The organism is Pseudomonas sp. GW821-FHT07G10, assembly GCF_059418545.1.
Genome location: NZ_JBWKQB010000002.1, coordinates 320,818 through 341,176, shown reverse-complemented (window position 1 = coordinate 341,176; position 20,359 = coordinate 320,818). Strand labels below are relative to the sequence as shown.

Below are 20,359 nucleotides of genomic sequence, written 5' to 3'. Positions count from 1 at the left end.
GCGAAATCCATGACCGATCAGCCTCAGGTTCCAGCCCAACAGCCCGACGAATCACCTTCCGAAAGCCTTGAGGCGGCGGCCATTGCCGCGTACCTGGAGGCTCATCCGGATTTCTTCGCCGAGCACGAAGAACTGCTCCTGGCATTACGCATCCCCCATCAGCGCGGCGATACCATTTCACTGGTCGAGCGCCAGTTGAAGTTGTTGCGCGAACGCAATATCGAGATGCGTCATCGCCTCTCACAACTGATGGACGTCGCTCGCGACAATGACCGGCTGTTTGACAAGACCCGCCGACTGACGCTCGCGCTCATGGACGCCAGCAGCCTGGAAGACGTGGTGATCAGCGTTGAAGACAGCCTGCGACAGGACTTTCAGGTGCCTTTTGTCAGTCTGATTCTATTCAGCGACAGCGCCCTGCCGGTCGGCCGCTGGGTCACCAGTGCTGAAGCGCAGCAGACCATCGGCGGCTTGTTGTCGAACGGCAAAACCGTCAGCGGCAGTCTGCGTGAGCACGAACTGGACTTCCTGTTCGGCGAAGAACAGCGCAAGCAAATTGGCTCCACGGCCGTCGTCGCCCTCAGTCACCAAGGCCTGTACGGCGTCCTGGCCATTGCCAGCCGCGATCCGCAGCATTACAAAAGCTCGGTGGGCACGCTGTTCCTGAGCTACATCGCCGAAGTCATGGGCCGCGTACTTCCGCGCATCCACAACTCTCTACGCTCGGTACGCTAACAATGGAACGACAACTGGACGCCTACTGCGCTCACCTGCGCAGTGAGCGCCAAGTGTCACCCCATACGCTGGAAGCCTACCGCCGCGACCTGAACAAAGTGCTGGCGTACTGCGAGAAACAGCAGATTTCAAGCTGGGCCACGCTGGATATTCAACGCCTGCGTAGCCTGATCGCCCGCCTGCATCAGCAGGGCCAGTCCTCCCGCAGCCTGGCGCGCCTGCTTTCGGCGGTTCGCGGGCTCTACCACTACTTGAACCGCGAAGGCCTCTGCGACCACGATCCAGCCAATGGTCTGGCACCGCCCAAAGGCGAACGTCGGCTACCCAAAACCCTGGATACCGACCGCGCGCTGCAACTGCTCGACGGCGCTGTCGAGGACGACTTCCTGGCTCATCGTGATCAGGCGATTCTGGAGCTGTTCTACTCCTCCGGCCTGCGACTCTCCGAGCTGACCGGGCTCAATCTCGATCAGCTTGATTTAGCAGATGGCCTGGTTCAAGTCCTCGGTAAAGGCAGCAAAACCCGGGTTCTACCCGTCGGCAAGAAGGCTCGGGAGGCATTGCAGCTGTGGTTGCCACTGCGCGCCCTGACCAACCCGGCAGACGACGCAGTATTCGTCAGCCAACAGGGCCGGCGCCTGGGACCGCGAGCCATCCAGCTGCGTGTTAAAGCCGCTGGCGAGCGCGAACTGGGGCAGAACCTGCATCCGCACATGCTTCGGCACTCCTTCGCCAGCCACCTGCTGGAGTCCTCGCAAGACCTGCGCGCCGTGCAGGAGTTGCTCGGTCACTCGGACATCAAGACCACGCAGATTTACACTCATCTGGATTTCCAGCATTTGGCGTCGGTCTACGACAGCGCCCATCCTCGGGCCAAACGCAACAAAGGCGGTGAGTAATGACGATCAAACTGATCACTTTCGACCTCGACGACACCCTGTGGGACACCGCCCCGGTCATCGTCAGCGCGGAAGCGGTACTGCGCCAGTGGCTGGCCGAGCACGCGCCAGGCCTCGGCGGTGTAGCTGTCGAACACCTCTGGGCGATCCGTGAGCGTGTCCTGAGCAACGAACCTGGCCTCAAGCACCGGATCAGCGCCTTGCGGCGCAGAGTATTGTTCCACGCACTGGAGGAAGCCGGTTACGCCCATCAGCAAGCGTCGGAACTGGCCGATCAGGGCTTTGAAGTGTTTCTGCACGCGCGGCATCAGCTCGAGATCTTTCCTGAGGTGCAACCGACCCTTGAAGTCCTCGCCAGGCACTACACGCTTGGGGTCGTCACCAACGGCAATGCTGATGTCCGCCGCCTGGGCCTTGCTGACTACTTCAAGTTTGCCCTTTGTGCCGAAGACATCGGCATTGCCAAACCGGATTCGCGCCTGTTTCACGAAGCCTTGCAACGTGGTGAGGCGACAGCGCAAACCGCCGTGCATATCGGCGATCATCCCGGGGATGACATTGCCGGCGCGCAGCAAGCCGGACTGCGGGCGATCTGGTTCAACCCGGCGGGTAAAGTGTGGGAAGCCGAGAAGGCGCCGGATGCCGAGATTCGCAGTTTGACTGAACTGCCTGCGTTGCTGGCACGGTGGAGCGCCCAACACTGAACCTGAATATCACACACCCCCTGTGGGAGCGAGCTTGCTCGCGATAGCGGAGTGTCAGCCGATATCAATTCCGAATGTTACGCCCTCATCGCGAGCAAGCTCGCTCCCACAGGGTATCGCGCCAAGCCCAAGACCATTTCCTTACGCCCATGAAAAAGCCCGCAGCGACGGCGGGCTTTTTCAGCAAGCAAGTAATCGGCGCGCTTAGATAGGACGGCTGCCGTACTTGTTGTCAGGCTTTTTTGGTGGATCGGCCACCACGTTGGCCTCGACTTCCTGCACTTTGCCGCCTTTGGAGAGAAACTCCTCCATAGCGCGCGCCAGAGCATCACGCTCTTTGTTCTTGGCTTCGACACTCGGCAGCTCATCGACTGAAATAGCAGCCTTGGCCTTGCCTTTAGCGGTCGGAACAGGCACATCGCTGCTGTCGTCGTCAGCAACGTCTTCGGCCGCCGTTTCAAGACCTTCTTCGGTCTCGTCTTCGTCACCTACTTCGAGGTCGTCGTTTTCCAGATCATCGTCGCTCATGTTCTACCTCATGACTTGCGAAAAGCAGATTAGTTATAGCCCAGCTACGCCGACTGTCGACGGCTGCCGGAAAAAAATCAATATCCGCTGGTAACCAGCGGCTTATGCCCCATCACCGTGCAAGGTGACAAGGACTTTACGAGCACCGCCATGATCACGATGCTCGCCCAGATAAACACCTTGCCAGCTACCTAACGCCAGTCGACCTGCCGTCACCGGCAAACTCAACTGACAGCCAAGCAAGCTGGCCTTGAAGTGCGCCGGGAGATCATCCGCGCCTTCGTCCTCATGTTCATAGCCGGCCATGCCTTGTGGGATCAGCCGATTGAAAAAACGTTCGAAGTCGCGACGTACCGCCGGGTCGGCGTTCTCGTTGATGGTCAACGACGCCGAGGTATGCTGCAGCCACAAATGCACCAGACCGACCCGACATGCCTTCAATTCAGGCAGGCCGGCGAGTAACTCGTCCGTTACCAGATGAAAGCCCCGAGGCCTTGCCCGCAGGGTAATCAGAGTCTGTTGCCACATACAGTTCTCCGCACATTCGGCGCGCATTCTAGCGCGCTCAGGAAAAAAACAAAGGGTCTAATATTCCTTCAATGCTGTAAGTCATTGACCCAAAAAAAATAGCTTCGATGAACACGCCAGGAAGCGAAGGAAAAAACCTTTCAGCTGTTCCCTTATCGACAAAAGCCAGACAAAAAAATGCCCGACGGGGTCGGGCATTTTTTTCTCGCGTTACTTTCTCGAGAGCTTACACGTTGTAGGCGCGCTCATTGTGTTGCGCCAGATCGAGGCCGACCGACTCTTCCTCTTCGGTGATACGCAGCCCCATGACGGCGTCCAGCACCTTGAGAATGATAAAGGTCGCGATCGCGGTGTAGATCACCGTGAAGCCAACACCTTTGCACTGAATCCAGACTTGCGCCGCAATATCAGTCACGGTGCCGAAACCGCCCAGCGACGGAGCCGCAAACACACCGGTGAGGATCGCGCCAAGGATACCGCCGATACCGTGCACGCCGAAGGCGTCCAGGGAGTCGTCATAACCCAGTTTGCGTTTCAGGGTGGTCGCGCAGAAGAAGCACACCACACCCGCCGCCAGACCGATAATCAGCGAACCCATCGGGCCGACCGTACCGGCCGCCGGGGTAATCGCCACCAGACCGGCAACCACACCCGAAGCGATACCCAGTGCGCTAGGTTTGCCGTGGGTCAGCCACTCGGCGAACATCCAGCCAAGGGCCGCAGCAGCGGTAGCGATTTGAGTCACCAGCATCGCCATGCCAGCAGTGCCGTTGGCCGCAGCGGCGGAACCGGCGTTAAAGCCGAACCAGCCGACCCACAGCATGGCGGCGCCCATCAGGGTGTAACCAAGGTTGTGCGGTGCCATCGGCGTGGTCGGGAAGCCTTTACGCTTGCCCAGCACCAGACAGGCCACCAGCCCGGCGACACCGGCGTTGATATGCACCACGGTGCCGCCAGCAAAGTCGAGCACGCCCCAGTCACCCAGCAGCGAACCCGGACCACTCCAGACCATGTGCGCAATCGGTGCGTAAATCAGGGTGAACCACAAACCCATGAAGATCAGCATCGCGGAGAACTTCATCCGCTCGGCAAAGGCACCGACAATCAGCGCCGGGGTGATGATCGCGAAGGTCATCTGATAGGTGACGAACACCGCCTCAGGAAACAGCGCCGTAGGACCGGTAATACTGGCAGGCGTGATGCCGGCGAGGAAGGCCTTGGCGAAGCTGCCGACAAACGAGTTGAAGTTGACGACGTTTAATTCCATGCCAGTCGTGTCAAACGCCATGCTATAGCCATACAGGAACCACAGGATGGTGACCAGACCGGTAATGGCAAAGCACTGCATCATCACCGAAAGAATGTTTTTGGAGCGAACCATGCCGCCGTAGAACAGCGCGAGGCCGGGAATAGTCATGAACAGCACGAGTGCAGTGGAGGTCAACATCCAGGCGGTATCGCCGGAGTTGAGGACTGGAGCCGCCACCGGATCTGCCGCCATGGCCAGGCTGGGCATTACGAGGGACAACAGGGCTCCTAGCCCTGCGAAATTACGCAGAGTCATATTGTTTTCTCCTGGGGCGTTGGGTTTGGTGGCTTAGATTGCGTCGGTGTCGGTTTCGCCGGTACGGATGCGAATAGCCTGTTCCAGATTGACCACAAAGATCTTGCCGTCACCAATCTTGCCGGTGTTGGCCGCCTTGGTTATCGCCTCGATAACCCGATCAAGATCCTTGTCGTCAATGGCGACATCAATCTTCACCTTGGGCAGAAAATCGACCACGTACTCCGCGCCGCGATACAGCTCGGTGTGACCCTTCTGCCGACCGAAGCCTTTGACCTCAGTAACGGTAATGCCCTGCACGCCGATCTCGGACAACGACTCGCGCACATCGTCCAGTTTGAACGGCTTGATGATGGCAGTGACTAGCTTCATGAAAACTCTCTCCCGAATTGGTGGACTTGCCCCAGGAAAACAAACCCGGCTCAAGTCTAAGCGCAGTGCCTGGCTTTGTAACGCATCGTCGGCCTGACACAGCCATCCCGACGCCAGCTAACCGCTCCTGACGAAACACTTCCCCGTTCCGCCCGGCGCACTGCATTCGTCACAGCGACTGCATCAGTGCATGGGTTACCAACGACTAAGCAGAAAGCTTGCCATCTCGTGAAAACCCATTGATTTCAATCCCTTGGCCGCTGCAGCAGGCGTCCCTTCACAACCAGCGCAACAGATCCGCACAACAACAGTGCGCGATCGCCCGCCAACATGCGCGAAAAGCGTGCATCCCTGCCTGCGCCATTGACTATAGACACTGCGTGATACACTGGCGGCCATCAGTTTTCAGGACACCTCCCATGCTCGCGCCCAAAGATCTCCTCGACGCCCTGAGCGGCCACGCTTCCCGCCTGTTCAGCGGCGACACCCCGCTGCCACGCAACGAAATCGAAAGCCAGTTCAAAGCCCTGCTGCAAAGCGGCTTCAGCAAGCTTGATCTAGTGAGCAGAGAAGAGTTCGACAGCCAGATGGTGGTACTGGCGCGCACGCGCGCTCGGCTGGAAAGCCTGGAAGCGAAGGTGGCCGAACTTGAAGCGAAGCTGAGTCCGCCTGCTGAGTAACGCTCATCCCTGTGGGAGCGAGGCTTGCCCGCGATAAGGTCGGAACGACCTTCCGGCAATCTTGAAGCCCGCCCTACATCCAGGCTGGTTCCTACAAAAACCACCACCGATTTCCGATTGCGCCGCTAGACCCGGGTCTCTACGCTCACCCCCTGCTGAACATTCAGCACTGGGTTTGGCGACCCGGAAGCTTTAGGCGCACGACGCCCACCATACGGTAGCGGGCGTTTTTTATGTCCGTCGACTCATGTCATGGCGGCTGTGCGTGGGAGACTTTCGGGTCTGCCGGGTTCCTTTTGCTCCGGTTCGCCAACCCGCGTACAGCTGCCACCCAATCGTTTGGCGACGATTGCTGGCAGCCCCTTAAGCAGAAGGAGCTGTATCAATGAATAAAAATGAAGCTTATCTAGTCCCCCACGTCTTCACCCGCCACAGACTCCACCTCCACGCACTCCTGCTGGAAAACCAGGCATGGTTCAGCGCCCGCGATCTTGGGCGTTTGCTCCGGCTTTTTCTGGATGAGCGTGCGTTGCGCAAACTTGATTCCGATCAGCGCCAGACCTTGCGGCTGCTTTGCCATGGCAAAGTTGAGCACACGCTACTGATCAGCGAGTCCGGGGTCTATGCGTTACTGGTCTATCACTACTGCCCCGAGTACCGGGGTTTGCGGGAGTGGCTGACTCACGATGTGGTCCCTGCGTTGAGGGATGCCCAGCAAGCGACTTCAAGCGAACGCCCGATTCTGAGCCTGCTGGATTGGCCGCAGATGTCCCTGAGCCTGTTGCACTGGAATAACCAGCCATGGATCCGGTTGCAGGATGTTCCACACATGCTGCCGGAGGGTGAGCGGCCACGGAGTGTGAGCAATGCACCTTGGTGGAAACGCGCTTCACGGTTGCTTCAATCGTTTTAAGTCCTGCAAAGAACGAACCCCACGCTTTGGCATGGGGTTCGATCAACAGGTCTGTCAGGCGCAGTGTGGAAGACGCTCAACCTGATCCCGGATCGCAGCGCCACGCTCGATTTCAGCTTTGCGCAGGTCGTAAGTCGATTGCAGGTTCAGCCAGAACTCGGGGGTGGTGTCCAGGCAAATGGCAAGCCTGAGCGCAACATCGGCGCTCACGCCGCGGCGCTGAAGCACGATGTCATTCACCGTTGGGGTGGATACATTCAGCGCCCTGGCCAAAGCCGCTGCCGTAAGACCCAGAGGCTCAAGGTATTCCTCTTTAAGGATTTCGCCGGGGTGAACCGGGCGCATACCGTTCTTAGTCATTTCTCACCTCAGTGATAATCGACGATTTCGACATTTTCAGGTCCGCTAGGACCCCAGATAAAGCAAATTCGCCATTGAGCGTTGATGCGGATGCTGTGTTGCCCTTTGCGATTTCCCTCCAACGCCTCCAGGCGATTGCCCGGAGGAGACCGAAGGTCCATCAACACGGCAGCAGCAACAAGCATCGCCAGTTTCCGTTCCGCGACACTGAGAATGGCTGACCACAGACGGGTCCTACCGTTGCGAAACAAGTACTCGGTCTCAGAACATTTAAAGCTTACGATCATGATTAAAGCTTAACGTTATTCGTTAACGTGAAGTGTATAGTCAAGATACATAAATGCAACCTGCTCGCTCGTTCACCTCAACTATCCTTCCAAAACCGCAGGACGCCGCTTTCGCACCATCAAGGAATGATCTATGTCTCTGGCCATCGTCCACAGCCGCGCCCAGATCGGCGTGGACGCACCCGCTGTCACCGTTGAGGTCCATCTGGCCAACGGCTTGCCATCCCTGACGCTGGTGGGCCTGCCGGAAACAGCCGTCAAGGAAAGCAAAGACCGGGTGCGCAGTGCGATTCTCAATTCAGGTCTCGATTTTCCGGCGCGCCGCATTACGCTGAATCTCGCTCCTGCCGATCTGCCAAAGGACGGCGGGCGCTTTGATCTGGCGATTGCCTTGGGGATTCTCGCGGCCAGCATGCAGGTTCCGACATTGACGCTGGACGATGTGGAGTGTCTTGGGGAGTTGGCGTTGTCCGGTGCCGTACGGGCGGTACGCGGGGTATTGCCGGCCGCACTGGCCGCCCGCAAGGCCGGACGCACCCTGGTGGTGCCGCGCGCCAATGCCGAAGAAGCTTGCCTGGCTTCGGGGTTGAAGGTGATCGCGGTCGATCATCTGCTGGAGATAGTCGCGCACTTCAACGGCCACACACCTGTCGAACCTTTTGTTTCCAACGGTTTGCTACTGGCGAACAAGCCTTATCCCGACTTGAATGAAGTGCAGGGTCAGCTCGCGGCCAAGCGAGCCTTGCTGATCGCCGCAGCGGGCGCTCATAACCTGCTGTTCAGTGGCCCACCAGGCACCGGAAAAACGCTGCTGGCCAGTCGCTTGCCCGGTTTGCTTCCACCACTGGACGAGCATGAAGCGCTGGAAGTCGCAGCGATTCAGTCAGTCGCCAGCCATGTGCCGCTGAGCCACTGGCCACAACGGCCGTTTCGCCAACCCCATCATTCGGCATCCGGCCCGGCGCTGGTGGGTGGTGGCTCAAAACCGCAACCGGGGGAAATCACCCTCGCCCACAACGGTGTACTGTTTCTCGATGAACTGCCGGAGTTTGATCGCAAGGTTCTGGATTAGTTACCCCAATCTTAGGCCCAAGAAATACCTTCTCTATTTCATTTTCATTGGCCCAGTATTTTGATTTCAGGCGTACGATGAGCTCGCCTATCCAAGACTCAGTTAAAGGGATCCCAAAAAAGGACAAGAGATACAAAACTGTTGTGGATGATCGAGATGAAAACCTTTCTTGAAGTGTCCCATCGTGAGTACAGAACCTTCATAGCTGACAAAACTGGTGTTCAGCCTGTTCTGCCAGTTATCGTCACCAACAATGGCGTGCTGGATCAATTCGCACGATATATCCATCTCAATCGCCTGAGAAGCCGCTCCTGGCAAGACTCAGTGACTTATGCCGTTCAACTGCTCCTAGAGTTCATGGAAGCGAACCAAAGTTACTTTGATGCACCCAGAGCTTTGTTTTCAGCATTCTCAACTGCGCTTTTCACGGGAACGATTGAGAGGTTCAAGGATCCTTCGGGCCTTTGGTGGCAGCCTCGACAACCCGAGGACGCGAGTAAACTGATTGGCCATATCACACTTTTTTCTGATTGGCTGGCTCTCGTTAACGAAAACTCCAATCTTCAGCTCAATCCATGGAAGCAAGCTACTCGGCATGAGCAACGACTAAATTGGGCTGCCTACTCGCACCGGAGAGATAACGCATTTTTGTCTCATCTTTGGCGGGAAACAACAACGGAATACTCCCGTTTAAATCGCGCATCGACGTTGCCAATTGATCGCCAAACCCCTGTCAAAACCTTTCCTGATGAAAAACTTGGACTGTTGATAGAAGACGGCTTTCGAAGACGGGCCCAGGACACGCTTGGGTCGACAGACCTCCGAAATGTACTAGTTACCTACCTCATGCACTATGGCGGGCTAAGGCTATCCGAAGCGCTATCGCTTTGGAGCGATGACGTAAGCATTGAGGCCGGTGAGGTCATCGTCCGTGTATTTCATCCTCGATATGGCAGAGCAGATGACGGAACCAAACGTTCCGTTATCTTGCAGCAGCGTTACGGACTACAACCCAGAAATACCCTGGTAAAGGCTACCGACCCACTTTTCCTAGGCTGGAAAAACTGTCTTCTCACCGACCCGCATCGGCGCTGCTTCGAGGTGTTCTTTTACCCGCACGACACCGGGATCGTCTTCGCTGAGCTGTGGCGTGACTACCACCTAAAACAAAGAGTGAAGCCAATCGGCGGTGATAACCATCCATACGCCCTCACCACAAAATATGGCCAGCCTTACTCGCACCGTATGTTCCGAAAGGCTCATAAATTGGCGATTGAACGCATAGGCTTGAAGTGCGCAAAGCTTCAAGGCACGACCCCACATGGCCATCGACATGCTTATGGTCAACGCTTAGCTGAAGGTGGCGCAGATCCGCTGCTGATCAAAAACGCGATGCATCATGCATCAATCAAATCGAGCCAAATCTACACACAGCCCACCGCGATACAAATACGTCAACGCCTAAGAAACGTGGAAGCGCAGCTGCAGTTGCAGCACATTGATGATTCGATGACTGACACCAAAGAGAGGTGACGGTGATGCCTCGAAAAAGAACAGATTTTTATTCTTACGTCGAGGCGCAGTCGATAAGCGAGTCGCTAGGCTGGAAGAGTAGTCAGGATTATCAGGACAACCGCTCGCAATGCCCTAGGTTACCTGCCGCTCCTGATCAATTCTATGCTGGTACTGGCTGGATAAATTGGTATGTCTTCCTCGGCAAGGAAAAGAGAGTTTCCACCTACGCCGAGGCCCAAGCAGCAGCACAAGCGCTGGGGATTACGGACACGAAAGACTACAAAGCGCACTTTCGAGACGATCCAACACTACCTTGCCACCCTGATAGGTTTTTTTCCGACACGGGCTGGGCTGGTTGGGACAGGTTTCTTGGGAAAGAAGAACAACATATCTTCACCACCTACACCGAGGCACAAACAGCAGCCCAAGCGCTTGGCATCAGGGGCGTAAAAGACTACCAAGCCCGTTATCGAGAGAATCCCCAACTGCCCTCATGCCCTTATGAAATATATGCAGAATCTGGCTGGGTAGATTGGTATGACTTCTTAGGCAAAACAAAGCCCTCGTACTATGTCACCTACGCAGAGGCGCAGGCAGCTGTTCAATCCTTGGGCTTCAAAAATCAAAGGGACTATCAATCGACTTGTCGGCAACATCCAAAGCTGCACCGCGAACCTCACAAGCTTTATGCCGGTGCAGGCTGGACAAATTGGTATGACTTTCTCGGCAAAGAAAAATCACCCTTCTATGCCACTTACGCTGAGGCACAAACAGCAGTCCAAGCTCTTGGGTTCAAGAGTTCGCTTGACTATGAAAGGGACTACCGGTGCGATCCAAAGTTACCGCGTCACCCAGAATATCAATATGCCGAAAAAGGTTGGACTGGCTGGTACGGGTTCTTAGGTACAGTAAAGCGGCAAATCTATACGACCTACAAGGAGGCGCAAACGGCAGCCCAAGTGCTGGGGTTCAGTGGCATGAGAGACTACCTGGCACGCTATCGTGATCATCCACAATTGCCTGGCGCGCCTGACGTCGCCTACTCGGGAGCAGGCTGGAAGGATTGGTATGATTTCTTAGGGAATAATAAACCTGACTCGTACCCCACCTATGACGAAGCACAGGTAGCCACACAGTTCTTGGGCATTAAATGCGCGAAAGACTACCGTGCGAATTGTTTTCAAGATCCTAGGCTACCTAGCCAACCCTATAAACGCTATATGAATACAGGCTGGACCGACTGGTACGAGTTTCTGGGTAAAGAGAAGCCCCAACTCTACGCCACCTACGCCGAAGCGCAGACAGCTGCCAAAATGTTGTGTCTGAAGAGCGTTAATGATTACAAGGCACGCTTCCATGAAGATGCAAGGCTACCTCGCGCCCCCCATCGTACCTATGCTAACGCCGGCTGGATTGATTGGTATGATTTTCTGGGTAAAACTCGGACACCCATCTATGCCACTTACGCCGAGGCGCAGGCTGCAACACGAGCACTGGGTATAAAAAACTATGAAGAGTACCTGGCTCACTATCGAAGAGACCCACGGTTACGGCGCCATCCAGAAACTGTTTATTCCTTTGCGGGCTGGGAAAACTGGTACGAGTTTCTGGGTAACGAAAAACGCGACTTTTACCCGACCTACGATGAGGCGCAAGCAGCAGTTCAAGCTATAGGCTTCAAAAGCCGCGATGATTACCGAGCGCGCTTCCTCCTCCATCCAAGGTTGCACTCCAACCCCAATCAGTACTATGCGGAAGCTGGTTGGATCGACTGGCAAAAGTTCCTTGGGATCGAAAAAGCACCCTTTTACTTCACCTACCTCGAGGCTCAGACCGCTGCCCAAGAGCTGGCTTTCGAAAATGGGGTGGAATATCGGACACGGCATCAAGTCGACCCGAGGCTGCCTGCCAATCCACAGCAATTTTATGCCGACGCTGGGTGGACGGACTGGTACACCTTCCTAGGCAAGGAAAAGCGTGAGTTTTATCCCACGTATGCAGAGGCAGAGTTGGCAGCCCAAGCGATGGGCATCAAGGGGCAACATGATTACCTCATGCGCTATCGAACAGACCCGATGCTGCCTGCGAATCCGAGTCGGGTTTATGCCGAAACCGGCTGGAAGGATTTGCCCACGTTCTTGGGTAAATCGAAAGATTACTTTACCTATGTCGAAGCGCAGTTTGCAGTTCAAACTCTCGGTATCAAAAACTGTAAAGATTACTCGGCACGCTTTCGAGAAAACCCAAAACTGCCTGCTAGTCCCGCATCATTTTATGTCAAAACTGGCTGGACTGACTGGTTTGAATTTTTAGGCAGAGAAAGGCGCTCTTTCTATGCAACCTACGCCGAGGCCCAGGCGGCAGTGCATGAACTAGGCATTAAAAGTATTTACGAATATAGAGAATCTCGCCATAAAGATTCAAAGCTACCCGCAGAACCTTTAAGGCGTTACGCCGAGTTGGGGTGGAAAGACTGGTATGATTTTTTAGGCACTGAAAAACACCAAATTTATGCCACTTATATTGAGGCTCAGGCAGCTGCCCACACGCTGTGCGCGAAAAGCCAGAAAGAGTACCAAAAGCGCTATAGACAAGACTCCAGACTTCCTTCCAACCCAGAAGCTGCTTATTCTAAAGTTGGCTGGGAAAGCTGGTACGATTTTTTGGGGACTGAAAAGCCCATCGGAATATCACCCGACTATCCAAAGATATGGTCTTGCGTTGAAAAGTGGCTGGAGGATGAAACAAATTTAGACAAAAAGACGTTTGCCTTGAAACTTTTTTTGAGTGGCCATCTTAAACCACAAGGTTTACCTGACGACCCCAAATACCTCCTATTGCGAACAAGCCCTTTCAATGTAGAGGCTTATCAGCAATTTATTGAGGCGCAGGCTGAATCTACTAAAAAGTCGACGCACAGCGCTATCTGCGCATTCTTCAAGTGGGTGTTGAACGAACACTGTACTGATGCAACCGCCGATGAACGCAACGTACTTCCAATCTATCGCAATCCTTTCGAGACAATTCTCGCCGGTTACGCGGATAGCTTGCAGTTTTATCGGCCCAACGAGTCTACAAAGGCTGTGCTTGGCTACGAGTACATCCTGCGCGCGCGTCGATTCCTTGTGCCAGACGGCGAACAGGCTTTGCAACGTCGACCAACACTAAAAGACCTACCTCACCTCCAGACATTTTTTGATTCCGACTGGATGGATATTGATAAGTCGCAAATTGACCGAGCGGACCCGAATTGCGTATGGCGCCTTCTAACGGGCGTCCTTCGATATGTCGATGGGGAACGACAGAAGATCGACGTTTACCAAATTTGGTCACCCGTTCGGTTTTTGTCGAATTACACGCTGCTGCGTGTGCCGCTCCGCGGCCAGCAAATCTTGTGGCTCGATAGCGGCGAAGCAGATGACGAGATTGCTGTTCTGGACGCTGAGAGCATCAATATACGGTGGGAGAAAAATTCCGGCCCCTTGGCAGGGAAAGGGAGCAAAAAGCGCCGCCCGCAGGGAGTCCTACAACGCGGTTACAAAGATGCACCCAATTTTAGCATAACCACCAACAAGACTGGACGTAGACCAGGCGGGTACGAAGTGGAATGGATACCTGACGAACTTGTCTACTGGTTCATACTGCTCCGTAACTGGCAAGCCAAATACAATCCTCTAATAGAGCCCACGCCATGGTTATCGTTAGTAGGGAGCATAAATACGAATAGCAAGATCCTAAAAGCTCGAGGAACCCAATGCTTCCTCTTTCGTAGAGATTCCTCAGGTCGACCGTTTGGTGTTAATACAGCATTCGACAGTTCGGTGCCGGCGCTGCTCTATCAAATTCAGCGCAAGGGTGAAAATCTCTCGACAGAAAACCGTAATGCCACTGGCCAGCGCTACATCACGCCCTATACCCCTCATAGTTTGCGAGTCAGTTTGATCACTGCCTTCATCGTAGACGGCGATGCACCCATCCACTTGATGTCAAAACTAGTTGGTCATACATCGCTGGTAATGACGATCTATTACACCAAACTAAATAGTGAGCAGATGCGGCGAACCATGGGCGAGACTGAAAAGCGCGTCGCCCAAACGGTCACAGAGCGTCAATGCGAAGCAGTCCGGGCCCAAGGGTTAAAACCGCTTCGTCAAGTTCTGATTGCGACCGACGGAAATCGCTCTCTAATCGAAAATGATGTACCAAATTCAGCCTGCGTTATATTTGATTGCGGAGTTTGTCCAATGTCGGCGGCGGCTTGCCATATGGGTGGTGAGCTTCTGTACGAGAGAAAGTGCCAAAAAACATATGGTGCAGTTGAAGTAGGCTACCTTGGACAAAAAAACTGCCTACGCTGCCGGTTCTTTATAACTGGCATTCCTTTCCTGGCAGGCCTGGTGTCGCTTGCCAATGAAATAGCACTAGAGATTCATATTGAAAGCGGGCGTTTTCAAGACTATGCATCGGCAGTTGTGGCTTTAGAACAGGAATTCTACGATACCTGCCAATTGAACATGCCTGATATGAAACAATCACAGCGCAAGCAGGCGATTGCTAACGAGCAACAAAGTGCGGGGAAACTCGATAGCCTGCTGACTGACTACGCTGCAATCAATCACTACGTCCAAAGTTGCCTGACGCTAATGAAGAAGGCAAATCAGAGCGGTGAGAGCGCCGAAGAGATCAGGCTGATTACCTCTGGCGACCTACAGGAGATTGGCGTGGCCATCGAGGAGTCGAAAACCCAGTATCACCTATTAGCCGAAATATGTCAGAACGCGACTATCTATCAATCGGCTAATCCTTCGCGTGCAATCCCCCTTATTTCCCAAGCCATCGACAGAATGGCTGCGAATAACAACTTGGCACCTGCGATGTTCCGCCTCACAGATGAACAAAAGCTGATTGTTATCAATGAACTGAATAAGTTACTCCTAGACCGGCTTGGTTCTTGGGAGCGGATCGAGGACCTGTTCTCAGGTGACCTTATGCTGCTTGACATTGACGCGCACGAACCCAAGCTGACGCGTATTTCGATGGAGATTCAAAATCTTCTTTTGCATGGCGGCACTCACCCGCTTAGCCACGAGGTAAAACGCCATGAGTGAGCTACTGACTTCACCGCTTGAAACCTACGAACGGCTTATGAACGAGGCGAGCGACAGCCGGCGCAAGCGCAGCCTAGAAGCGTTAAATGAGACGTGCCGGCTGCTGCATGAGCGTAATTCGTCTGACTTCTCCTACAAATCGATAATTACTCTTGGCAAGGATCGAGGGTTGCCAGTGCCCGGCGAAAAATCCATCGTGAATTCGACTGGCACGCACTATCGCGAGCTCATCCAGGCGTGGAAACTGGCTTCGGTACCCAGTAAAACCAAAGCTCAGCCCAACGACTGGATCGAGCATATTGAAGACCCAGTACTACGCATGAGCGTCACCTTGCTGGCCAAGGAGCTGCGAGCACTCAAGGCAAAAGAAGGACGAAAAAGCCAACAGAGTGGTGCTCCGATAATTTTGAGCAGCGCGGCGGCGCAAGCCTTTGCAACACAGCAAAATCTGAACGGCGCGGAGTTGGCGGCGCTGAAAGCGGCGATCGAGCCGGCGGCCCTTAGACTTGTTGGGTTGTTGATTGGGGATAGGGGCGAAGTGATTGACGCTACCGGACGACAAATTCACAAACCAGGATTCCGCGACGCCATAGAAAAAATCTTGTCGACTCAAACGAAATGAAAGGTCTAGACCAAGAGTAATCGACCCAACGAATTCTACGAAAGCCTCGATAGCCCTCACGCATGCGGTAGCTCAGCGACGTACTCAATCGCGTGTTTCAGAAGCACTCACTCCTGCTTGGCTTTGGGAAAAGGCTTACGAAGCTTGGAAACGCCCTCTGCAACCTCGAGGCGCTCGATCTCCTCAATGACTTCCTCCAATACTTTCGCAACCGAGCGATTGTCTTTTAGTGCGTAGCTACCGACCATCAGCGTTATTGGATGCACGCCGAGGACAGCAGCGATGTCATCGAGCTTCTCTATGGTCGGAACGTACAACCCTCGCTCCAGTGTGCTGATGTATGTCCGACTGCTGAGGGTGGAAAAATCCTCTTGGGTACGGCCTTGTTTCACTCGTAGCCATCGAAGAACTGTTCCGAAAGCACTTTTCAATTCCATTTTGCATGCCTTGCAAAAGGAACGATAAGGCGCTTTTGAACAGTATATAACTACAACGTATACTGTTCATTTTGGGAGCCGGCCGTGTTCATAACCAATCGCCAAGCAGAGATAAACGGCTCTCAGACATCGCTCGAACCAGGGCATCAAGGCTGGCATTTTGTCCAACAGGACCTAATGTCACCTTGGTTTCATACGACGATAGCCAGATACGAAGATGGCCTAGAGATTTATGATGTGGTGTTCGTGGATAGCCTGCAAACGCTAACGTCCATACTGGACCTCACTGATCTAGGTGTCCTGGTAAAGTCCGTTCAGCTGGTGTCACCTGGATGGCTCAATGGAACTGGGGACTGGCGGATGGAGAAGCTGTTGGAGGTGACTCAAAGTCAGGATGGTACCTCGTTGAGGTACACACTCCAGGATGGCCGGCATTACTACTTCCCAGCAGCGCAGCCTGGCGCCTCCACGACGTATCGTGTGAAATTATTCCCAAAACCGCCGGCCGGTAGCGCCTAGCCGCCAAACCTTTTGTCCGACAACTATCGGTCGGAGTAGTCGTTCTTGAATGGCTGCTTTTTGCCGGCAGCCTGCCTACTAGTCCCGCAACATTTTATGCCAAAACTGGCTGGACTGACTGGTACGAATTCTGCGGTATGGTTCGCCTTTCGCTATGGGCCGAAATACTTATGTATATCCAGCCGTTGCGACTTTACTCCTCATGTCGGTTACTGATCTACGTCAGGAAAAATGGCGGTACTAATATTGTTAAAGTAGATAGAAATTCGTGACTATTTAGATGATCATCGCACCACTACATAACGAGGTAGATCATTCATATGGCTGATAATCAAGAGCACCCATTGTCCAAGCTAATAGCCATTGCGACGAAAGCAGGTATTGGGTTGTTGCCTGGCGGAGGCTTACTCACGGCAGGATTTGAAGGAATTCAGCTCTTGAGTGAAGAGGTGGCTAAACAGATGGAACGGCGCACTCAAGCGCGATTCGAGGAGTTCATCAAAAGCGTTTTCAATGGGAACGTCAGCCCTGAAGTAACAGAGTATCTTACCGCGGATGATTACAATGCGTTACTTTCAGGCTGTATGGACGATGTGGAAAATGAGAAGACCCAATACTATGGACGCTTGGCAGCAGCAATAGGCCGCGGCGACGTCAAAGGCAGCAGTCGACGGTTCATGATCCTTACGCTTCGTGAGCTTTCCGAAGCACAGTTACAGATGCTTCGAAGATCTTTTATAGCCGTACAGTTCCAAATCCGTCCAAGCCAGGGCGCAGGAAATCTGGATGTTAAGGGAATATTGCAAATATCCGATGCGATCGATGACTATCACTATAGAGATCTGGTCGCTCGTTCGTTCTACATCGACGACAAGCTTGCCAAAGTAGCCGGGGACCTTGTTCGCGCTTGTTTTTCCTCAGAAGAACTGACGCCTGAATCGATTGGGCATGTTGCGTGGCATCCTAGATATTTAGACATTATATTCGATACAAATCAGACTGGACTAATCCTCACACTTATTAACAAGTGCTGGAACAATGCCATCAAAAGTACTAATCGTTCTGCGAGTATTTTGGATCGAGGGCTAATGGTTCCGACAATCTCACCTCGAGTCATGATCATGGGAACAGATGCTGCACATGATTACCTCCCAAATCTGAAGGAAAGGACAAGAGGAAGCGACGTACTTTTCGTCACCTATTACGATTATGCCCAGTTAATCCAAAAACATTTCCCAGGGAGTGCAATCATTGATGCAAGAGGGTTGTGCGACTCGCAGGTTGCTGAGCAAGTGATGCTGAAAATTAATGTAGCGATCAATGCTTCATCCACATAGTCGGACCTCTATACCCTCCAGCCACTGACAAGAACCGGTGGCTTCAAAAATAGCTTTTGGACGGTTTAGACCTGCAGAGTTTTAGAGCCCAGGCAGGTCCATCCAGCCATTTTTGTAGAACGCCAGGAACTGATGAGAAAACTCCTCTGTTAACGCCTGCTGAGAGCCTTTGCTGGAGCGGATGACAAGGAAGCCAGTATCAACTATCACTGAGAGCGGGCGCATTTCGAGTCCCTTCCCCACAAAATCAAATGCTGTAGGCGGATCAACGATACTCACGCCAAGCCCCTGGGCAACGAGTGCGCAAGCGGTATAGGGCAAGCTCGTCTCCAAGTGTGTGACTCGGGGTGCGAAATTGCACTGACTTGACCACCCAATTGCATTCCACCTGACCAGGCATTTGCATTCGTATTAACCACCCGTTTGCATCCGGTTTGACCAATGCACGCCGTATTGACGACTGGCTCCACACGACCCATAGGCGACGTTCGTCGATTAAACAACGGCATCGATGGCGGGGCCGTTGAACGTCAAAGACCTGAAACCTGGGTCGAGAGCTACCCGCTATGATAGATAGCTCTAGACCAGGGAGGCATTTGTATCGGAAGCCGCTAGCGAACATTCACGCTACGCCTGCTAGCGGAATTCGCGCTATGGGCTATTGTTCGTGCCGGCATATTGGAATCACGATCTGAAGTGCAGGTTGATTTCGAGCCAATAAGGATGGGCTGCGGTGTTTTCAAAAGCTGATGGCTCGGTACAGCCGCTGCTTAATCATCTCTTGGGCGAGCAGCTACAAACGGAAGGTTTACGACATGTCTAGATGTACAGCACCGGTACATGGTCATCGTTCGGCAAGCGCAAGAGCAGCGTGTCCCGCATGTGGCAGCGGATATAGCGGGTACGGATCGCGATCGTATTCATCCTCGTCCTACACACCATCCTATTCGTCCCCGTCTCATGGCGGGGGTGGTCGCAGTAGCGGCGGTTCATCCAGCAGCGCAAAGCCGCGCTGGTCGAAGCCCGGATCCTCTGTGGCCTACACCTCCGCCGAGGTAAGAACGCTCACACCGGTACGCGAAAATGTCGAGAGGCGTGCGACAGTACCTGATCTACGTGACGTCTTTCTTTGTCACGCCTGGGACGACCGGAAAGGATCCGCGAAGGAGCTGCATGATGTACTCGAGTCGCTCGGTGTTTCCGTTTGGTTCAGCGAGAAAGATGTCCTTCTAGGCTCTTCCTTACTGCGTGAAATTGATAAGGGATTGGCGAAGTCTCGAGTAGGAATTGTGCTGGTGACCCCTGCTTTGCTGCGTCGCCTAGCAGCCGAAGGCATCGCTGACAAAGAACTTTCCGCGCTCCTCGCAAGGGATCTGCTGGTTCCCATCATTCACGACACCACATACGAATCGCTGCGCGAAGTCAGTCCTCTACTCGGTTCGAGAAGCGGCCTGAGCACTGCTGAAGATACGTTTGCAGATATCGCGGCCAAGCTTGCCGAGTTGGTCGCCCCGTAGCTTCACTGTCCATGCGTACGGCTTTACTTACAGACCTGTTATCAATCGAAGGAGTTGAACACATGAGTATTAAACCCGGCCCCAAACCGATCGCTGAATCCACCGGCAAAAAGGACCAACGCCGTCGTGTTACTGAAGAAAACAAACCCAAACATCCCGATCTGGAAGTACATAAACACAAAAAAGGTGACTGACCTTAAAAGCGGTGATAGAGGGGTGATTCACGTAGGTTTGGCCCCTTCTGGCCGTATTCCGTCTATCGCGTCCGACTGAAAACGGCCATTAGCTGTTATTCCTGACGTTCAACAATCAGACGTAAGCAGTCGGTCACGAGCGTCTGCTTCTGGCCGACTCCTGCCGATCGGCACCGGAAGAAGTCCGCCAATAACGGCCTCCCAATGTCGCTCCTTGGGAGCGTCGGAGAAACTTATTGCACCGATTACACGCCACGAAGCCATCAAAGTGCAGGCCAAGCACTTGCGCGATTTGTTCGCCGCCGAGCAGTAGCGCCGGGTAGAGCGTGTCCTGGACGGCCAGCAGCATTTTTTGACCCTGTATGAGCGCCTGATAGGCCTGCTAAATTGGCCGATGAATTGGACGCTGTGAGGGCGGTTCTGAACGGCAGCTGAGGGGTGACCGGGGTTATCTAGGTAATCCAAGAG

At 54.0% G+C, this 20,359-nt stretch carries 19 protein-coding genes and 1 pseudogene; 12 read left to right on the top strand and 8 right to left on the bottom strand.

Features of this window, described 5'->3' with window-relative positions; all coding sequences use genetic code 11:
• Window positions 1–9 precede the first annotated feature (9 nt).
• From AC07O1_RS04830 to AC07O1_RS04820, 3 genes are read left to right on the top strand one after another with little or no spacing between them, the layout of a single operon-like run.
• Window positions 10–735 (top strand): DUF484 family protein, encoded by a 726-nt coding sequence (locus AC07O1_RS04830; protein ID WP_495088067.1) that lies wholly within the window; start codon window positions 10–12, stop codon window positions 733–735.
• Between the two features lie 2 nt (window positions 736–737).
• Window positions 738–1,634, top strand: a complete 897-nt coding sequence (gene xerC / locus AC07O1_RS04825; RefSeq protein ID WP_494990864.1) for a tyrosine recombinase XerC — start codon at window positions 738–740, stop codon at window positions 1,632–1,634.
• Window positions 1,634–2,338, top strand: a complete 705-nt coding sequence (locus AC07O1_RS04820) for an HAD family hydrolase (RefSeq protein WP_495088066.1) — start codon at window positions 1,634–1,636, stop codon at window positions 2,336–2,338. Before xerC ends, AC07O1_RS04820 begins: the two co-directional genes overlap by 1 nt.
• Window positions 2,339–2,542: 204 nt before the next feature.
• Here the strand turns inward: AC07O1_RS04820 and sutA are convergent, their stop codons facing one another.
• From sutA to glnK, 4 genes are all read right to left on the bottom strand, one after another.
• Window positions 2,543–2,866: a dormancy-specific transcriptional regulator SutA gene (gene sutA / locus AC07O1_RS04815; protein WP_494990866.1), complete on the bottom strand. Its 324-nt coding sequence runs from the start codon at window positions 2,864–2,866 to the stop codon at window positions 2,543–2,545.
• Between the two features lie 102 nt (window positions 2,867–2,968).
• Entirely contained in the window at window positions 2,969–3,394 is a 426-nt protein-coding gene (locus AC07O1_RS04810) for a secondary thiamine-phosphate synthase enzyme YjbQ (RefSeq protein ID WP_494990867.1), read from the bottom strand.
• 226 nt (window positions 3,395–3,620) lie between these two features.
• On the bottom strand, window positions 3,621–4,958 hold the full coding sequence (locus AC07O1_RS04805; RefSeq protein WP_495088065.1) for an ammonium transporter: 1,338 nt from the start codon (window positions 4,956–4,958) through the stop codon (window positions 3,621–3,623).
• 33 nt (window positions 4,959–4,991) lie between these two features.
• The gene (gene glnK / locus AC07O1_RS04800; RefSeq protein ID WP_002555808.1) at window positions 4,992–5,330 is read right to left on the bottom strand and encodes a P-II family nitrogen regulator; all 339 of its coding nucleotides are present in this window, start codon (window positions 5,328–5,330) and stop codon (window positions 4,992–4,994) included.
• A 419-nt stretch (window positions 5,331–5,749) separates the two neighbouring features.
• Between glnK and AC07O1_RS04795 the strand changes: the two genes are divergently transcribed.
• Together AC07O1_RS04795 and AC07O1_RS04790 are read left to right on the top strand one after the other, a co-directional pair.
• Entirely contained in the window at window positions 5,750–6,010 is a 261-nt protein-coding gene (locus AC07O1_RS04795) for an accessory factor UbiK family protein (protein ID WP_494990869.1), read from the top strand.
• Window positions 6,011–6,395: 385 nt separating this feature from the next.
• Window positions 6,396–6,923: a BRO-N domain-containing protein gene (locus AC07O1_RS04790; protein ID WP_494990870.1), complete on the top strand. Its 528-nt coding sequence runs from the start codon at window positions 6,396–6,398 to the stop codon at window positions 6,921–6,923.
• A gap of 54 nt (window positions 6,924–6,977) precedes the next feature.
• On the opposite strand, the gene AC07O1_RS04785 is transcribed toward AC07O1_RS04790, so the two are convergent.
• Window positions 6,978–7,283 (bottom strand): HigA family addiction module antitoxin, encoded by a 306-nt coding sequence (locus AC07O1_RS04785; RefSeq protein ID WP_494990871.1) that lies wholly within the window; start codon window positions 7,281–7,283, stop codon window positions 6,978–6,980.
• An 8-nt stretch (window positions 7,284–7,291) separates the two neighbouring features.
• Window positions 7,292–7,570 (bottom strand): type II toxin-antitoxin system RelE/ParE family toxin, encoded by a 279-nt coding sequence (locus AC07O1_RS04780; RefSeq protein WP_495088064.1) that lies wholly within the window; start codon window positions 7,568–7,570, stop codon window positions 7,292–7,294.
• Window positions 7,571–7,703: 133 nt separating this feature from the next.
• Here AC07O1_RS04780 and AC07O1_RS04775 point away from each other — a divergent pair.
• From AC07O1_RS04775 to gmtX, 4 genes and pseudogenes are all read left to right on the top strand, one after another.
• Window positions 7,704–8,639, top strand: a pseudogene (locus AC07O1_RS04775) (YifB family Mg chelatase-like AAA ATPase); the annotation flags it as partial.
• Window positions 8,640–8,798: 159 nt separating this feature from the next.
• Entirely contained in the window at window positions 8,799–10,175 is a 1,377-nt protein-coding gene (gene gmtY, locus AC07O1_RS04770; RefSeq protein WP_495088063.1) for a gamma-mobile-trio recombinase GmtY, read from the top strand.
• A 5-nt stretch (window positions 10,176–10,180) separates the two neighbouring features.
• Window positions 10,181–15,265 carry a VPA1269 family protein gene (locus tag AC07O1_RS04765; RefSeq protein WP_495088062.1) on the top strand — a complete coding sequence of 1,695 codons (5,085 nt, stop codon included), beginning with the start codon at window positions 10,181–10,183 and terminating at the stop codon, window positions 15,263–15,265.
• Window positions 15,258–15,887, top strand: a complete 630-nt coding sequence (gene gmtX, locus AC07O1_RS04760) for a gamma-mobile-trio protein GmtX (protein WP_495088061.1) — start codon at window positions 15,258–15,260, stop codon at window positions 15,885–15,887. Before AC07O1_RS04765 ends, gmtX begins: the two co-directional genes overlap by 8 nt.
• A gap of 107 nt (window positions 15,888–15,994) precedes the next feature.
• On the opposite strand, the gene AC07O1_RS04755 is transcribed toward gmtX, so the two are convergent.
• Window positions 15,995–16,324 (bottom strand): helix-turn-helix domain-containing protein, encoded by a 330-nt coding sequence (locus AC07O1_RS04755; RefSeq protein WP_495088060.1) that lies wholly within the window; start codon window positions 16,322–16,324, stop codon window positions 15,995–15,997.
• An 839-nt stretch (window positions 16,325–17,163) separates the two neighbouring features.
• Here AC07O1_RS04755 and AC07O1_RS04750 point away from each other — a divergent pair.
• Window positions 17,164–18,180 (top strand): hypothetical protein, encoded by a 1,017-nt coding sequence (locus tag AC07O1_RS04750; protein ID WP_495088059.1) that lies wholly within the window; start codon window positions 17,164–17,166, stop codon window positions 18,178–18,180.
• An 81-nt stretch (window positions 18,181–18,261) separates the two neighbouring features.
• Here the strand turns inward: AC07O1_RS04750 and AC07O1_RS04745 are convergent, their stop codons facing one another.
• On the bottom strand, window positions 18,262–18,459 hold the full coding sequence (locus AC07O1_RS04745; protein WP_495088058.1) for a hypothetical protein: 198 nt from the start codon (window positions 18,457–18,459) through the stop codon (window positions 18,262–18,264).
• A 755-nt stretch (window positions 18,460–19,214) separates the two neighbouring features.
• On the opposite strand from AC07O1_RS04745, the gene AC07O1_RS04740 reads away from it, so the two are divergent.
• Both AC07O1_RS04740 and AC07O1_RS04735 read left to right on the top strand, forming a co-directional pair.
• Complete coding sequence (locus AC07O1_RS04740; RefSeq protein ID WP_017337404.1) at window positions 19,215–19,697, top strand: toll/interleukin-1 receptor domain-containing protein; 483 nt, start codon at window positions 19,215–19,217, stop codon at window positions 19,695–19,697.
• 62 nt (window positions 19,698–19,759) lie between these two features.
• Window positions 19,760–19,891, top strand: coding sequence for a hypothetical protein (locus AC07O1_RS04735; RefSeq protein WP_017337405.1), 132 nt, complete (start codon window positions 19,760–19,762; stop codon window positions 19,889–19,891).
• The last annotated feature ends 468 nt before the right edge of the window (window positions 19,892–20,359 follow it).

What these genes read in the sequence shown, in the direction of transcription:
- AC07O1_RS04830 (WP_495088067.1), top strand. Translation starts at nt 10, where the DNA reads ATGACCGATCAGCCTCAGGTTCCAGCCCAACAGCCCGACGAATCACCT.
- xerC (WP_494990864.1), top strand. Translation starts at nt 738, where the DNA reads ATGGAACGACAACTGGACGCCTACTGCGCTCACCTGCGCAGTGAGCGC.
- AC07O1_RS04820 (WP_495088066.1), top strand. Translation starts at nt 1,634, where the DNA reads ATGACGATCAAACTGATCACTTTCGACCTCGACGACACCCTGTGGGAC.
- sutA (WP_494990866.1), bottom strand. Translation starts at nt 2,866, where the DNA reads ATGAGCGACGATGATCTGGAAAACGACGACCTCGAAGTAGGTGACGAA.
- AC07O1_RS04810 (WP_494990867.1), bottom strand. Translation starts at nt 3,394, where the DNA reads ATGTGGCAACAGACTCTGATTACCCTGCGGGCAAGGCCTCGGGGCTTT.
- AC07O1_RS04805 (WP_495088065.1), bottom strand. Translation starts at nt 4,958, where the DNA reads ATGACTCTGCGTAATTTCGCAGGGCTAGGAGCCCTGTTGTCCCTCGTA.
- glnK (WP_002555808.1), bottom strand. Translation starts at nt 5,330, where the DNA reads ATGAAGCTAGTCACTGCCATCATCAAGCCGTTCAAACTGGACGATGTG.
- AC07O1_RS04795 (WP_494990869.1), top strand. Translation starts at nt 5,750, where the DNA reads ATGCTCGCGCCCAAAGATCTCCTCGACGCCCTGAGCGGCCACGCTTCC.
- AC07O1_RS04790 (WP_494990870.1), top strand. Translation starts at nt 6,396, where the DNA reads ATGAATAAAAATGAAGCTTATCTAGTCCCCCACGTCTTCACCCGCCAC.
- AC07O1_RS04785 (WP_494990871.1), bottom strand. Translation starts at nt 7,283, where the DNA reads ATGACTAAGAACGGTATGCGCCCGGTTCACCCCGGCGAAATCCTTAAA.
- AC07O1_RS04780 (WP_495088064.1), bottom strand. Translation starts at nt 7,570, where the DNA reads ATGATCGTAAGCTTTAAATGTTCTGAGACCGAGTACTTGTTTCGCAAC.
- gmtY (WP_495088063.1), top strand. Translation starts at nt 8,799, where the DNA reads ATGAAAACCTTTCTTGAAGTGTCCCATCGTGAGTACAGAACCTTCATA.
- AC07O1_RS04765 (WP_495088062.1), top strand. Translation starts at nt 10,181, where the DNA reads ATGCCTCGAAAAAGAACAGATTTTTATTCTTACGTCGAGGCGCAGTCG.
- gmtX (WP_495088061.1), top strand. Translation starts at nt 15,258, where the DNA reads ATGAGTGAGCTACTGACTTCACCGCTTGAAACCTACGAACGGCTTATG.
- AC07O1_RS04755 (WP_495088060.1), bottom strand. Translation starts at nt 16,324, where the DNA reads ATGGAATTGAAAAGTGCTTTCGGAACAGTTCTTCGATGGCTACGAGTG.
- AC07O1_RS04750 (WP_495088059.1), top strand. Translation starts at nt 17,164, where the DNA reads ATGGCTGATAATCAAGAGCACCCATTGTCCAAGCTAATAGCCATTGCG.
- AC07O1_RS04735 (WP_017337405.1), top strand. Translation starts at nt 19,760, where the DNA reads ATGAGTATTAAACCCGGCCCCAAACCGATCGCTGAATCCACCGGCAAA.